The organism is Alcanivorax sp. HI0083 (assembly GCF_001635175.1).
In genome coordinates this window covers 1-12883 of sequence record NZ_LWFX01001019.1, presented here as the reverse complement: position 1 = coordinate 12883, position 12883 = coordinate 1, and the positions used below count along the sequence as shown (strand labels likewise).

The 12883-nt window shown below is 58.9% G+C and carries 14 protein-coding genes; 10 read left to right on the top strand and 4 right to left on the bottom strand.

The features are described from left to right. The 3 genes from A3754_RS12720 to A3754_RS12710 form a co-directional block, all read left to right on the top strand. Positions 1 to 461 (top strand): LemA family protein (locus tag A3754_RS12720; protein ID WP_063519989.1); only part of this gene is annotated, 461 nt, incomplete at its 5' end. A 12-nt stretch (positions 462 to 473) separates the two neighbouring features. Continuing rightward, the gene (locus A3754_RS12715) at positions 474 to 2435 is read left to right on the top strand and encodes a M48 family metallopeptidase (protein WP_063519988.1); all 1962 of its coding nucleotides are present in this window, start codon (positions 474 to 476) and stop codon (positions 2433 to 2435) included. Positions 2436 to 2719: 284 nt separating this feature from the next. Further along, positions 2720 to 3085 carry a hypothetical protein gene (locus A3754_RS12710; protein ID WP_063519987.1) on the top strand — a complete coding sequence of 122 codons (366 nt, stop codon included), beginning with the start codon at positions 2720 to 2722 and terminating at the stop codon, positions 3083 to 3085. 22 nt (positions 3086 to 3107) lie between these two features. Here the strand turns inward: A3754_RS12710 and A3754_RS12705 are convergent, their stop codons facing one another. After that, positions 3108 to 4157 carry a GNAT family N-acetyltransferase gene (locus A3754_RS12705; RefSeq protein ID WP_063519986.1) on the bottom strand — a complete coding sequence of 350 codons (1050 nt, stop codon included), beginning with the start codon at positions 4155 to 4157 and terminating at the stop codon, positions 3108 to 3110. Between the two features lie 213 nt (positions 4158 to 4370). Here A3754_RS12705 and A3754_RS28780 point away from each other — a divergent pair, with 213 nt between their 5' ends. Both A3754_RS28780 and A3754_RS12695 read left to right on the top strand, forming a co-directional pair. Then, positions 4371 to 4979 carry a cold-shock protein gene (locus A3754_RS28780; protein WP_082872292.1) on the top strand — a complete coding sequence of 203 codons (609 nt, stop codon included), beginning with the start codon at positions 4371 to 4373 and terminating at the stop codon, positions 4977 to 4979. Positions 4980 to 5069: 90 nt separating this feature from the next. After that, complete coding sequence (locus tag A3754_RS12695) at positions 5070 to 6623, top strand: sodium:solute symporter (RefSeq protein ID WP_063519985.1); 1554 nt, start codon at positions 5070 to 5072, stop codon at positions 6621 to 6623. Here A3754_RS12695 and A3754_RS12690 read toward each other — a convergent pair. Continuing rightward, the gene (locus A3754_RS12690) at positions 6551 to 7213 is read right to left on the bottom strand and encodes a hypothetical protein (RefSeq protein ID WP_063519984.1); all 663 of its coding nucleotides are present in this window, start codon (positions 7211 to 7213) and stop codon (positions 6551 to 6553) included. The genes A3754_RS12695 and A3754_RS12690 overlap by 73 nt on opposite strands. Then, positions 7213 to 8514, bottom strand: coding sequence for an exo-alpha-sialidase (locus A3754_RS12685; RefSeq protein ID WP_231880612.1), 1302 nt, complete (start codon positions 8512 to 8514; stop codon positions 7213 to 7215). Before A3754_RS12685 ends, A3754_RS12690 begins: the two co-directional genes overlap by 1 nt. Positions 8515 to 8833: 319 nt before the next feature. Between A3754_RS12685 and A3754_RS12680 the strand changes: the two genes are divergently transcribed. From A3754_RS12680 to A3754_RS12665, 4 genes are all read left to right on the top strand, one after another. After that, positions 8834 to 9541 (top strand): START domain-containing protein, encoded by a 708-nt coding sequence (locus A3754_RS12680; RefSeq protein WP_082872499.1) that lies wholly within the window; start codon positions 8834 to 8836, stop codon positions 9539 to 9541. Positions 9542 to 9647: 106 nt separating this feature from the next. Further along, positions 9648 to 10394: a 1-acyl-sn-glycerol-3-phosphate acyltransferase gene (locus tag A3754_RS12675; protein ID WP_063519982.1), complete on the top strand. Its 747-nt coding sequence runs from the start codon at positions 9648 to 9650 to the stop codon at positions 10392 to 10394. A gap of 325 nt (positions 10395 to 10719) precedes the next feature. After that, complete coding sequence (locus A3754_RS12670; protein WP_063519981.1) at positions 10720 to 11559, top strand: SDR family oxidoreductase; 840 nt, start codon at positions 10720 to 10722, stop codon at positions 11557 to 11559. 77 nt (positions 11560 to 11636) lie between these two features. Then, the gene (locus A3754_RS12665; RefSeq protein ID WP_063519980.1) at positions 11637 to 12227 is read left to right on the top strand and encodes a DUF938 domain-containing protein; all 591 of its coding nucleotides are present in this window, start codon (positions 11637 to 11639) and stop codon (positions 12225 to 12227) included. Positions 12228 to 12239: 12 nt separating this feature from the next. Here the strand turns inward: A3754_RS12665 and A3754_RS27700 are convergent, their stop codons facing one another. Further along, positions 12240 to 12503 (bottom strand): DUF1145 domain-containing protein, encoded by a 264-nt coding sequence (locus tag A3754_RS27700; protein ID WP_063519979.1) that lies wholly within the window; start codon positions 12501 to 12503, stop codon positions 12240 to 12242. 133 nt (positions 12504 to 12636) lie between these two features. Here A3754_RS27700 and A3754_RS12655 point away from each other — a divergent pair. Further along, positions 12637 to 12883 (top strand): DEAD/DEAH box helicase (locus A3754_RS12655; protein ID WP_156496971.1); only part of this gene is annotated, 247 nt, incomplete at its 3' end.

The window sequence follows — 12883 nt, the reverse complement described above, 5'->3', positions numbered from 1 at the left end:
AGCGCCGCCACGACCTGATCCCCAACCTGGTGGAAACTGCCAAAGGCTATATGAGCCACGAGAAAGAGACGCTTACCCAGGTCATCGAGGCCCGCAACCAGGCGGTTAGCGCCAAACAGGCCGCCGCCGCCCACCCGGACGACGCCAGCGCCGTGACGCAACTTGGCAAGGCGGAATCCCTGTTGTCCGGCTCACTGGCCAACTTCTTTGCGCTGAGTGAAAACTACCCGGACCTGAAAGCCAACGACACCATGGCCCAGCTGATGGAAGAGCTGAGCAGCACCGAAAATCGCATCGGTTTTGCCCGCCAGGCATTCAATGACGCCGTGATGAACTACAACACCTACCGCGAACAATTCCCGCAGAACTTCATTGGTGGGTTATTCGGCAGCTTTAGCGAAGCCAAGTTGCTGCAAATCGAAAGTGAGCAGGCACGCAAGGCCGTGAACGTCAGCTTCTAACCCGGCCTTACCATGGATTTTTTCCAACACCAGGAACGGGCCCGGCGCAAAACCGGGCTTCTGGTTCTGTATTTCATCCTCGCGGTCATCGCCATTGTGGTGTGCGTGAATCTGGCGGTGTTGCTGGCGCTCTTCTGGGGCGATTTTCAGACCGTGTCGCCAAGCCAGTGGTTTACCCACCCTTTCATCCACTGGATTACCGGCCTCACGCTCGCCGTGATGTTGTTTGGCTGCCTGCTAAAACTCTGGCAACTGCGCAACGGTGGCCAGGGGCTGGCCGAGATGCTCGGCGCGCGCCATATCACCATGGACAGCACTGCTACTGGTGAAAAGCAGCTGATCAATGTGGTCGAGGAAATGAGCATCGCCTCGGGCATTCCTGCTCCCCAGCTCTATGTGCTGGACAAGGAAACCGCCATTAACGCCTTCGTGGCCGGGTTTCGACCCTCGGAAACCGTACTGGTGGTCACCCAGGGCACGCTCAATGAACTGAATCGGGATGAATTGCAGGGCGTCATCGCCCACGAATTCAGCCATATATTCAACGCCGACATGCGCCTTAATCTGCGCTTGCTGGCGGTATTGGCGGGCATTCTCGCGCTGGGCAAGGTAGGTGAGTACCTGATTCGCGGGCAACGCCGCTCCTCCTTCAGCCATTCTTCCAGCCGTTCATCATCCAACCGCAAGGGCGGTGGCGGGCTGATGTTTGCCGGCCTGGCCCTGATGGTGATCGGCTATGTGGGCCTGTTCTTCGGTCGTCTTATCAAGGCCGCCATTTCCCGGCAACGGGAACTGCTGGCCGACGCCTCTGCCGTGCAGTTCACCCGCAACCCGGCCGGGCTCGGCGGCGCGCTAATCAAAATACGCAACGGCGACGGCTCCCACCTGGCCACGCCCCACGCGGAAGACATGAGCCACATGTGCTTCGGGGAAACCCTTCACTTTCGCCTGCGCAACCTGCTGGGCACCCACCCACCGCTGGATGAGCGCCTGTCCGCCATAGGTAGCGACTGGGTGGCCCGCGCCCGCAGCCGTGCCCGGGACACGAGCACTCATGGCCCACAAAGCCCAGCAGCGGCTGGCCCTGTCGCTCCACAGGGGGCTTCTGCCTTCGCCGGTGGCAGTAGTCCAATAGAGGACTCCAGCCCGCCGCCCGCCGCTGCTCCGGCACACTCTACGTCTCTTCCTCCCTCACAAAGGGTAGGCACCGTCAGCGAACCGGATATGGGCTATGCCCGCAGCCTGCTGGAGGCCATTCCCGAGGATCTTCGGCGCCAGATACGCTCGCCCCAATCGGCAGAAAGCGTGCTCTACGCCTTGATCCTCAGCACCTCGACCAGCGACACCGAATCACTGCTGGATGCACTGAACGTCAGCGGCGAACGCCAGGCCCTGGTGACATTAAGCGAGACAATCAGGGCTCTGGGCTCGCGCCTGCGTCTGCCGCTCATTGATCTGGCCTTGCCCGTCCTCAAACCGTTGCCCGCCGATAACCGTGCCCGCATCCTTGCGCACCTGACGGCACTGATCGAGGTCGATAACCGCTACACCTTTTTCGAATGGGCGCTGGTGGGACTGGCCCACCAGCAACTGGGCGAGCAATCCGGCAAGAACCGCCGCACCCGCTTCCGCCGCTATGGCGCCCTGGCCGCCGAGCTGCAACTGCTGTTTTCCGTGCTGACCTGGGCCAGTGGCGCTGAAGATGGAGAGGCCCGAACACTGTTCCAACGCAGTACCCATGGACTGCTGCCCGCCGGCCGCACCTTGCTGCCCCTGACCCATTGCGGCAGCCACAAGCTCGGCCATGCCGTAGACCGGCTGGCCGACCTGTCTCCCCTGCTCAAGGGGCCGGTCATTGATGCCGCCGCCGACCTGGTGCTGGCCGACGGCAAGGTGCAAGTGCAGGAAGCCGAACTACTGCGAACCATCGCAGCACTGCTCGAGTGCCCGCTACCCCCGCTGTTCGCCAGCTGAACCCTTTCAGGTCTACGGCAGACCGGGCCGTGCCACCATTGCCCTGATCGCCCACCGACAAGATTCCGTCAGTTTTACTGATGGGCACCCTCGGTTATGCAAAACACTGAATTTGCTTCAAATTGTCAGTTTTAACTTACAGCTATCGGAGCAACTTCCCTATGCATTGACGGGAAAGTATGGGCAGAATACGAACATCTCCGAAACACTGCCGTTGATCGGCATATTTGTGATTGGCATCACGTTTTAACGGACGATCAACCTCATGGGACGAGGACGAGACAATGAAATTCAGTAAAGCAAGCACCCGCAATACTTGGGAATCTGTGGCTCACGCCACCGAACAGGTTCGTAACGGCAGCCTGGACCCGGCCCTGTCCGCCTGGGTTAATGCGCAAGGCTTTGCGCTGGATGAAACGGTCTTTTCCTCTGTATGCCGTTTCGATGAGGGCATCTACACCGGCACCCTGGTGGACCACCGCGGCCATGCCTGGGAATTCTTTGCCGACCTGAACGATCCGCAAAACTGCGACCTGGAAGACGTGACAGACACCCTGGGCCCGAAATCCCCGGATCATCCCCAGGCAGATCTGTGTGACAAGGTCACCATGGCGTTGCTGTACCAGCGTGAAAAGCAGCTGGCCGCCTGAATCAGACTGCCGATTCCCGGCGTTATACGCCGTCGCGCCGAAAAGGCAGCAACGTCCGCGCTTGGTCCTGATAGCGCTGCACATGCAACGCCTCTTCCTCACAGAAATCCCCGATCGCCCGCTGAAACGCAGGCTCGCGCAAATGGTGCATTGACCAGGTAATCACCGGCTCGAAGCCGCGCAGAATCTTGTGCTCGCCCTGCACGCCCGGATCAAATTCCTGCAACTGCTGCTCAATGGCAAACTCGATGCCCTGGTAGTAACACATTTCGAAATGCAGACAATCGCGCTCCTGCAGGCAGCCCCAGTAACGGCCGTAAAGCTGGGTATCGTCGAAGAAATACAGGGCCGCCGCGATGGGTGCCTGGGTGTTGCCATCCCGGGCCAGCACCATCATCAGCTGGTCCCCTTGCTGCTCAGCCACCGTCGCGAAAAAGGCCTCGTTCAAGTACGGCATCTGCCCGCGCTTGAGGTACGTGCTGGCATAGCAACGGTAGAAAAAGGCCCAGTCATCCGGCTGGATCTCAGCCCCTCGACGCCGTTCTACCTGGATACCCTGCTCCTGAATTCGCCGCCGCTCCTTGCGTAAATTCTTGCGCTTGCGGGACTGAAACCGGGCCAGAAACCCTTCGAAATCGGCATAGTCACGATTGAACCAGCGAAAGTGACAGGCCTGACGGGACACCAGGGGCAGCTCCACCAGCGCCTCGCGGCTTAGCTGGTCTGGAAACAACAAGTGCCAGCCACTGGCCTGTTGCGCTGTCATTTGCTCGCTTACCGCCTGCCAAAGCGCGTCCGGGCTCCAGTCGCCCAGCCAGCGAGGCCCCACCACCGGCGTGAACGGTACCGAGGTCACCAGTTTGGGGTAATAAGCCAGCCCATGGCGTTGATAGGCGTCCGCCCAGCTGAAATCGAATACGTACTCGCCACGGGAATGATTGCGCCCGTACAAGGGCAACCAGGCACCTTCACGCTCCACATGGCAGGGCGACCAGCCGGTCTCGGGGGTGGTGGCGCCGCACTGCTGCAACGCCTGAAAAAAAGCCGGGTTCAGGAATGGATATGACGTCAAAATGACTCCAACATGAGTTTCACCGCCAGCTTGGGTACAATGCCCGGATTGTGCGGCGCCTGACAGTCATTACCGGCAAGCCCTGCCAACAAAAAGGGCAACGGTAACGGGGGTTTTACCCGGGCACCTTAACCGCGCAATACCGCCTCGTCATCTGGCGGTTTTTATCCTTACTTTTATCACTCATTGCTTAAACAAGGTAACGTCAATTCCATGAATGTCTCTAAATCGCTGACTATTTTTTACGTCATCGTCACCCTGTTGCTGGCCATCCCTGGCGCCTGGCTTCTGTTTGCGCCGGAAATGGCCCTGGTGACCATCCACGAAAACCTGGCCATGATTCAGGTTTCCAACATCCACAGTCAACAAACCGGCCTGGGCCTGTTGCTGGCCGCTGCCGTGAATCTGGTCTGCCTGCTTGGCGGGCGCCAGCGGCTGCCGCTGCATGTGGCGGTGTTCTTCTACCTGGCCGGCCTGGTAGCCAGCCATGGCAATACCGTTTTCACCCACCAGGCGTGGCTGTGGATCCCGGTCCTCGCCTACCTGCTGCCGCTGATTCCCTTCAGCAAGCTGGTGCCAGCCAACCTGCCCCTGCCTTCTTTGCCCGGCAGCAATGGCCAGCAGCGCGGTGAAGTGAAGTGGTTCAACCCCAACAAGGGCTTCGGCTTCATTCTTACCGACAGCGGCGAAGAGCTGTTCGTGCACTTCAAAGCGGTACAGAACGGCGGCCGCCGCAGCCTGCGCACCGGCACCAAGGTACGTTTCGATACCCGCATGTCCGACCGCGGGGAACAGGCCGATAACGTTTATATCGAGCAATAAAGCAACATAAGTCACATCACGCGGCACGCGACAGGCTGCACGCGGCGGCGTGTTGCGTGCCACCTGATTGCCTGCAGCGGAATAACAATAATGACACTAGCAACGGCTGATTGGGTGGTCCTCGCCGGCTACCTGTGTGTGGTGCTGGGTATCGGCCTCTACTTTTCCCGCCGTAACACCAACACCGAAGAATATTTTGTGGGCGGTCGCCGCTTCCGTGGCTGGGTGATCGGCCTGTCTCTGGTGGGTACGTCCATCAGCTCCATTACCTTCCTGGCCTACCCCGCCGACGCCTTCAAGACCGACTGGCTTCGCTATCTCCCCAACCTGGCCTTGTTGCCCGCCATGCTGGTGGCCGCTTTCGTGTTCTTGCCGTTTTTCCGGCGCGGCAATATGACCAGCGCCTACGAATTTCTCGAGCAACGCTACGGCCCGTCCATTCGTGTGTATGGCGCCGTGGCCTTTCTCGTGGCTCAGCTGGTGCGCCTGGCCATGATCCTGTGGCTGCTGTCACTATTGATTCAACAGGTCACCGACCTGTCCCCCGCCACCGCCATTGTGCTGGGTGGCCTCTTTGTGGGGTTGTACACCGTGATCGGCGGCATCGATGCGGTGATCTGGACCGATGTGCTGCAAACCGTGATTCTGCTGCTCGGCGGCATCATCTGCCTGTGGGTGATACTGGATGCACTGCCCGGCGGTCTGAATCAGGTCTTCGAGCAGGCCGGCAATGCCGGCAAATTTGCGCTGGCACCGTGGGAAAACGGCGCCCCGGGTGACACCTCCTGGTCGTTCTCCCTGAGCGAAAAAACCGCCACCATGATGTTGCTGATCGGGCTGACCAACTGGCTCACCGAATACTCCAGCAATCAGAACACCGTGCAGCGTTATTGCGCCTCTCAATCGACCCAAGAAGCGCGACGCGGGCTCTGGGTCTACCTGTTCACCGCACTGCCAATCTGGGCATTTTATATGTTTTTGGGCACCGCGCTCTGGGTGTTCTTTCAGGCATACCCGGACCCGCACGCCAGCGCCATTCTGGCCGGCGATGCCCGGGCGGAAACCCTGATGCCCCATTTCATTACCGGTTACCTGCCCGCCGGCGTAGCCGGGTTGGTGATCGCCGCAGCCCTGGCGGCAGCCATGAGCTCTCTGGATTCCAGCATCAACTCGATCACCACGGTCAGCGTGGTGGATCTCTATCGACGCCACCTGCGCCCCGGCCGCGATGATCGCCACTATTTGAAGGTGGCCTGGGCTATCGCCATCGCCGTTACCGGGTTAATGATTCTCGGCGCGCTGTGGCTGAACCAGGCGGAGACAAAAACACTGCAGGATACCTCCACCATTCTGGTGTCTCTGCTGGGCGGCGGCATGTTGGGTTTGTATCTGCTGGGGTTCTTTAGCAAGAAGGGAAATGCGCGAGCAGCCTGGTGCGGCATCGGCTGCACGCTAGTATTCACCGGCTGGACGATTCTGACCAATAACCAGCTTCTGCCGGAGGCGCTCAGCGCCCCCTTCGATCTGTATTACACCGGCCTGATCGGCAACGTGTTGATGTTCCTGGTCGGCTACCTGGTGGCGCTGCTCTGGCCCGCCGCCTCGGTGGCACCGCCTGCGTCCTTACCCGCCTCCGAAGGCTGAACCGATGGCTGTGGCGCGGGCATGGCCCGTGCCCGTAGAAGCCGGTCCCGCAATAACCAACCTGCCGCCCAACACACCAGCCAAGGGTCGATCAGGTAATCCCACAGATTGTCACTGGTCAGCAAACCGGCGCCAAAGGCGCACTGGGCCGCCACCAGAATCAGGCAGGACGCATAGGCTCGCATGACCCACGCCAGCAAACCGACCAGCAACAGGGCCGTGCTGAACCCGAAATGGCCAAAGCCCAGCGCGTAGGGATCCGCATAGCTGGAGCCCATGCTCATCGGGTAGAACCACAACGCCATCAATACCAGCATCAGGCACGCCGTGCGCAGTTCTCGCACCGGCAGCCAGTAATGCCCGGCAACACGATGCTGAATCGCCAACACCGCCAGCAGGCCGGAAGAAATACTGAAACCGGCCAGATAACTCAGCACCCAGGCCCCTGGACCCCACGGGTAGGGCAACAGGGACCAGACAAAAACCAGGCCGGCCAGAACCCCACGCCCGCGCAAGGACAACAGGTTGGCACTGATACGCAACTGCACCGCCACCAGCACCAGTGCGCAAATCACCAGATCAAGTGACATTATCGAGCTCCCTGTTCTGGTTGTTGTTGCGACGCGCCGCCCTCAGAGGCATCCGCTTTCAGCCAGGCATGGCGGATCGCCGTCTTGTTCCAGGTGTATAGCAAATGCAGGTCCCCGTTACGGGTACGCACCATGTAGGGGTAATCGTACTGAAACTCACACCCTCGGTCGGGCTCGCACTTGTTGGCTTTTACCCGCTCCAGGAACAGGCGCTGGTCCTCAGGGATCGCTTCACCAACAAATTCATCATCGATCAGGTCAGCAAACGCATCCGGTTTCAATGCACTGCCCCGCCATTGCTCACGATTATGGAAAAACCAGCGATCTTCCCAATGCTGCCCGGCATCACGGGTTTCACGAATACACAGGTCATCGCGCTCTTCACGATTACAGTTGGTCGCCACCAGCCAGTGCCCCGGCCCCATGGCGACACCTCCCACGGCTGAGCTGGGGTTATCCACCGGCGCATATTCCAACGGTGACCAGCGCCAGCCCCCATCGCTGCTGGAAGACTGATACAAATACCCGTTGTTCGGCTCGTTCTCATTGCGCAGGAAAGAGACCGCGTGGTTGCTGTCGTCCACCAACACCAGCGGCTGAATGGCCTTGCGCCCATGGCCGATGCGGGCCTTGCCGAGGATACGGTTATCCCGATCCAGGCGCAGGATTTCACCAAACTTGCCAATCATCTCGTGGTAGACCGGCAACCCGATAGAACCATCGCTGTAATGGATTGGCGGGGTTTTGACCAGCGTGCTGATATTCAGGAACGGGGTCGCCACCAGTGCCGTCTCGAAGTCCCAGCTGGCCCCCAGATCTGAGGATTCCATCACCACCAAACGGCTGGCCGCCCAACCACCGAAACTCACTGCCACCACAAACAATCGCATGTGGCCGTCATCGTCCAGCACCGGAACCGCATTACCCAGTTTGCGGATATGTCGCCCCCAGCCCCGGGAAATCTGCTCGCGGGTCACGGACACCGTTTCGTCGGACCAGGCGCCGGATGCGGGATCAAAGGTGGCGGAATTAATCGACACATCTGCCGCCCCCTCACGGGTGCCGGCAAACCAGAAGGCACGTAAACGGCCGTCGGGCAATTCCACCATGGACGCCGCATGCACCATGCGGGTATCCGCATCGGACGCAAACCGGGTTTGCCACTGGGAATCCGAAGGCACCGGGGCCGGCGCCACCGCCAGCAATGATGGGGCCGGCTGCCAGAGCCGTGCCGGTGTTGCCGCAAAATAACCGGCCACCAAGGCGGCGCCGACCAAAAGATGAAACGCTCGCTTAAGCATAGGGAATCGTCACAACAGGAATATGCAAATGCTTGTTATTGGGTGATTGATTGGCACAAAACACGCCGGGCGACAGTCTAGCAGCCGTTCACAAAATTGCCTGCCGTTAATGCGTATTTGCCGCACCGACTGTCAGTTAGCGCGGAGAAACCACAGGGCAAAGCGGTCAAAATGTGTTCAGGCCTATAATGATAATGTCATAATGACGTCGCGTTATAGGCCCAAATCAATTCCAAGAATAGCGAACAAGGACTCTTCGCCCCCTATGGACAGGCTTCGACCTTTTTGCCTCAGTTGGCTTCTGCTTGCACTTTCTGCATTGTTCTCTGCCTTTTCCCCGGCATGGTCTGCACCGGTATCCAGTGATATTGACCCCGATTGGACACTGGTCAGTGACCGCAATGACATCCAGGTGTACATGAAACACCGGGACGAATCCCGTTTGAAAACGTTTCGTGGCATCACCCGCTTCACCCTGAACGACGAATATTCTCTGGTCGCCCTGCTGAACGATTATCCTTCGTTCCCCAAGTGGCTTCACTTTGTCGATAGCGCAGAAGAATTCGGTCGCACCAGCCCCCTGGACCGGCAGCTGCGCTTTACCACCCAATTGCCCTGGCCACTGGCCGACCGGGAAGCGGTGCTGCGGGCCAAAGTGACACAGACCCTGAATACCGAGCCGGAATCGGTGATGATCACGCTGATTAACCAGCCCGATGCCTTGCCCCCCAACAATAATTACATCCGCTTCCCGGAAATGACCGGGCTGCTGGGCTTCACCCGGCTGGGCAACCACGAAGTGGAAATGACCTATGAACTGATCCTGGATCCAGGCGGCTACATCCCCGCCTGGATTGCCAATATTCTGCTCCGCGATGCGCCTTATTTCACACTTGAGCGCCTTCGCCGCATCGTCAACAAGCCGGAGTACCAGAACCATTATTACGACTACATTGATCTGCATGGCCCCGGCCGCCCGCAAGATGCCAGCCCGCAAGCCGCTCCATCACCTGCTCCCGCCCCGTAAAGGGGCACCATCAAAACGTAACAAAGTGCTTATCTACCTGTCATTTTCGGCCAGCCCTCCGCTACTATAGGCTTTCATCTGCGCACAATCCGGAGAGCGGCATCTGATGACAAGGCTGTTTTTCTTTCTCTATAGCTGGCTGATTTTTGTACCCCTGATGGTGACCACCACTGTGCTTGCGGGGCTGACCTGCCTACTGCTGATTCCCTTTCTACCAGCCGACAAGGTCGCCAAACTCAGCGCCATTCCCTGGGCAAAGCTCTGCCTGCTTTATAGCGGCGTGCGCGTCGATGTGCATGGGCGCCATCATCTATTGCCCGGGCAAAGCTACGTGATCGTCGCCAACCATCTTAGCCAGTTCGATATTTTTGTCCTGTATGGCTACCTGGGCGTGGATTTTCGCTGGGTGATGAAACACGAGCTGCGCAAAATCCCGGTTATTGGCATCTGCTGTGAAAAACTCGGCCATGTTTTCATCAACCGCGACAACACCGAAGCTGCCATTGCATCGCTCAATGCGGCCCGCGCACGGCTGGCCAACGGCGCCAGCGTGCTGTTCTTTCCTGAAGGCACCCGCAGTCGCGACGGGCAATTAAAACCCTTCAAGAAAGGCGCGTTCAAAATGGCCCAGGAACTGGGCATGCCGGTATTGCCGGTCACCTTGTCAGGGACCTTCGACATTTTGCCCGCCGGCACCCTGCGGCTTCACCCCGGTGCCAGCGCCCGCCTTATTCTGCACCCACCACTCAGCGTGACTGGCAACAGTGACGCTGAACTACAAAACCTGGTCCGCCAAAGCCGGGAAGCGATCGCAACCCCGCTGAGTGACAGCTGCCCCCAACCATCGCTGTAACCAAGGCTAGACCGCAGCGACAGCCCACCGCGTCGCCAATGCCACGACACCAGCACCTTGTCTGACAAGATTGGCCCATTCTGCAGTGACAAAGTGTCTACACTCGGTCGCCAACTTAAGTTGAAAGTTAAAAGTTCAAAGTTGAACGTGCGGGCAGGTCAGTACCAACCGAACGGATCGACGGCCGCGAAAAGCCGCGACGGCCTGCTACCTGACATGGCGACGCGGGCCCTGACAACCTCTCTCGCGCGTTTAAACTTTGAACTTTCAACTTGCCACACGCTTATACATGCCCTCTCCTGCGGGAGCGGATACAGGAGCCATCATGAAGAATTTCAAAGATAAAGTTGCCGTCATCACCGGTGCCGGCTCCGGCATCGGCCGTGCCCTGGCCATGGAACTGGCCGCCTCTGGCGCAAAATTGGCTATCTCGGACATTAACGAAGCCGGCCTGAAAGAAACCGCCAACAACCTGAACCTCGGCGAAGACCGCCTGATGACCAAGATTCTCGACGTGGCCGACCGCCAGGCGTTCTACGATTTCGCCGATGATGTGGTCAACCATTTTGGCCAGGCCAACATGATCTTCAACAACGCCGGTGTAGCGCTGGGCGCTACCGTGGAAGACATGAACTACGACGACTTCGAGTGGTTGATGAACATCAACTTCTGGGGCGTGGTTTACGGCACCAAAGCGTTTCTGCCCTACCTGAAGCAGGCCGGTGAAGGGCATATCATCAACATCTCCTCCATCTTTGGCCTGGTTGGCATCCCCACCCAGTCAGCCTACAACGCGGCCAAGTTCGCGGTGCGCGGTTTCACGGAATCCCTGCGCATCGAGCTGGAAATGGAAGGCAGCCCGGTATCCTGCACCTCCATTCACCCGGGCGGCATCAAGACCAACATTGCCAAGGCCGCGCGCATGAGCGATGGCGTTGAGCGCATCACCGGTGCCAGCAAGGAGCAATCCATCCAGGATTTCGAGAAAATGTTCCGCACAACGCCGGAAGAAGCCGCCAGCACCATCCTCAAGGGTGTCCGCGCCAACAAGCGTCGTGTTCTGATTGGCTCAGATGCGGTTGCCGTCGACACCATGCAACGCCTGTTGCCCACCAGCTACCAGAAGCTGGTCGCTATGGGCCAGAAGTACATGAGCAAGAAGTAACAGCCAGGGAGTCACGCTTTTCCCTTGCCAGAAAAAGCCTTTGATGGTGCCATGGCCACTCACTCACAGGAGTAGCCATGACACCCTCAGAGGTTCCTTTCTCCCAGGCGGCCGAAAACAACAAAGGCCCCATCCTTCAGGTTTTGCAACAACACTGTCAGGCCCCCGGCACCTTGCTGGAAATCGGCGCCGGCACCGGGCAACACGCCGCCTGGCTGTCCGCACAGCTGCCCCATCTGCAATGGCAACCCTCTGACGTACCCGACAACCTGCCCGCTATTCACCATTGGTTGAGCCAAACACCAAACCCGGCCAAGCCGCCCCTGGCGCTGGATGTCACCGGCGAGTGGCCCGCTGGCCCGTTTGATTATCTATTCACCGCCAACACCTTCCACATCATGGCGCAACCGCTGGTCGCCCACTGCATCGCCGAAGGCTGCCAACGACTCAGCACAACAGGATTATTCTTGGTCTACGGCCCCTTCAACTACGACGGGCAGTTCACCAGTGATTCAAACCGGCAGTTTGAAGACTGGCTAAAAGCTGCCGATCCACAGCGGGGCATCCGCGACAAGGAATGGATAGAGCAGGAATTTGCCCGCCACGGCCGACAATGTCTGGCAGACCATGCCATGCCCGCCAATAACCGGGTGCTGGTGTTTGGGTAAGAAACGACGGTTTCAGGCCCGAGCGCGGCGAACCCTGCGCATTCTCGGCTTCAGGTAAATCACACCGAATATCATGGTCATCAAGGCATCACGCCAGTGAAACAGGCCTTTGCCCCGCAACCACAGGGCAAAGCCCAGGCATTCCAGCGCATGCAGAATCGCCACCACCGAGCCGGCGATAATGAGCAGGCGGTCAAAGGGAGCGGGTAAATCCATGAAAATGGCTAACAGTACCCCCACCCAAAACACTACAATAACGCCGCGAAGCAAGCCCATAACAAACATCCTCTGACAGCGCTGGCTATTTTTTCTACACTGTGATGTTTGGAGACGCCTCCAAGGCCCTGCCAGACAGGAACGCAAGGCGACTGCACTCACAAAATCTCTCGCATTCAGACTGAGCGAATACATGCAAAAAGACAAGGCAAGCTCCTGGAGCCTGGAGCAATTTCAGGTACCGGAAAAGGAAGGCGAGAGCCGCTTTCACGATTTCGACCTGCACCTGGACCTGATGCACGGTATCGCTGATTCCGGTTTCCAGTACTGCACCCCGATCCAGGCCGAAGTACTGACCCACACACTTGCTGGCGCCGACGCCATTGGGCGGGCCCAGACCGGTACCGGGAAAACCGCCGCCTTTCTGATCACCGTGATCA